1 rRNA gene is annotated in these 1623 nt (G+C 53.4%); it reads left to right on the forward strand.

What is annotated here, in order from left to right:
- The first annotated feature begins 64 nt into the window (after nt 1–64).
- Nucleotides 65–1605: ribosomal RNA gene (locus ACMV5H_RS25480) — 16S ribosomal RNA — on the forward strand.
- Nucleotides 1606–1623: the final 18 nt, after the last annotated feature.

A 1623-nucleotide genomic window follows, 5' to 3' on the forward strand; every position in this document is an offset into this window, starting at 1 on the left:
GAATGAATGATTACGAAAGTTAATTTTCGAGCATCGCTGCACGAGTTGCAGCAAATCAAGCTTTTAATTGAAGAGTTTGATCATGGCTCAGATTGAACGCTGGCGGCAGGCCTAACACATGCAAGTCGAGCGGTAGCACAGGGAGCTTGCTCCTGGGTGACGAGCGGCGGACGGGTGAGTAATGTCTGGGAAACTGCCCGATGGAGGGGGATAACTACTGGAAACGGTAGCTAATACCGCATAACGTCTTCGGACCAAAGTGGGGGACCTTCGGGCCTCACACCATCGGATGTGCCCAGATGGGATTAGCTAGTAGGTGAGGTAATGGCTCACCTAGGCGACGATCCCTAGCTGGTCTGAGAGGATGACCAGCCACACTGGAACTGAGACACGGTCCAGACTCCTACGGGAGGCAGCAGTGGGGAATATTGCACAATGGGCGCAAGCCTGATGCAGCCATGCCGCGTGTGTGAAGAAGGCCTTCGGGTTGTAAAGCACTTTCAGCGAGGAGGAAGGGTTCGGTGTTAATAGCACCGTTCATTGACGTTACTCGCAGAAGAAGCACCGGCTAACTCCGTGCCAGCAGCCGCGGTAATACGGAGGGTGCAAGCGTTAATCGGAATTACTGGGCGTAAAGCGCACGCAGGCGGTTTGTTAAGTCAGATGTGAAATCCCCGAGCTTAACTTGGGAACTGCATTTGAAACTGGCAAGCTAGAGTCTTGTAGAGGGGGGTAGAATTCCAGGTGTAGCGGTGAAATGCGTAGAGATCTGGAGGAATACCGGTGGCGAAGGCGGCCCCCTGGACAAAGACTGACGCTCAGGTGCGAAAGCGTGGGGAGCAAACAGGATTAGATACCCTGGTAGTCCACGCTGTAAACGATGTCGACTTGGAGGTTGTGCCCTTGAGGCGTGGCTTCCGGAGCTAACGCGTTAAGTCGACCGCCTGGGGAGTACGGCCGCAAGGTTAAAACTCAAATGAATTGACGGGGGCCCGCACAAGCGGTGGAGCATGTGGTTTAATTCGATGCAACGCGAAGAACCTTACCTACTCTTGACATCCACAGAACTTTCCAGAGATGGATTGGTGCCTTCGGGAACTGTGAGACAGGTGCTGCATGGCTGTCGTCAGCTCGTGTTGTGAAATGTTGGGTTAAGTCCCGCAACGAGCGCAACCCTTATCCTTTGTTGCCAGCGCGTCATGGCGGGAACTCAAAGGAGACTGCCGGTGATAAACCGGAGGAAGGTGGGGATGACGTCAAGTCATCATGGCCCTTACGAGTAGGGCTACACACGTGCTACAATGGCATATACAAAGAGAAGCGAACTCGCGAGAGCAAGCGGACCTCATAAAGTATGTCGTAGTCCGGATCGGAGTCTGCAACTCGACTCCGTGAAGTCGGAATCGCTAGTAATCGTAGATCAGAATGCTACGGTGAATACGTTCCCGGGCCTTGTACACACCGCCCGTCACACCATGGGAGTGGGTTGCAAAAGAAGTAGGTAGCTTAACCTTCGGGAGGGCGCTTACCACTTTGTGATTCATGACTGGGGTGAAGTCGTAACAAGGTAACCGTAGGGGAACCTGCGGTTGGATCACCTCCTTACCTAAAGATATGCAGTTG

Source organism: Serratia sp. N21D137 (assembly GCF_047530005.1).
GTDB classification, from domain to species: Bacteria; Pseudomonadota; Gammaproteobacteria; order Enterobacterales; family Enterobacteriaceae; genus Chania; species Chania fonticola_B.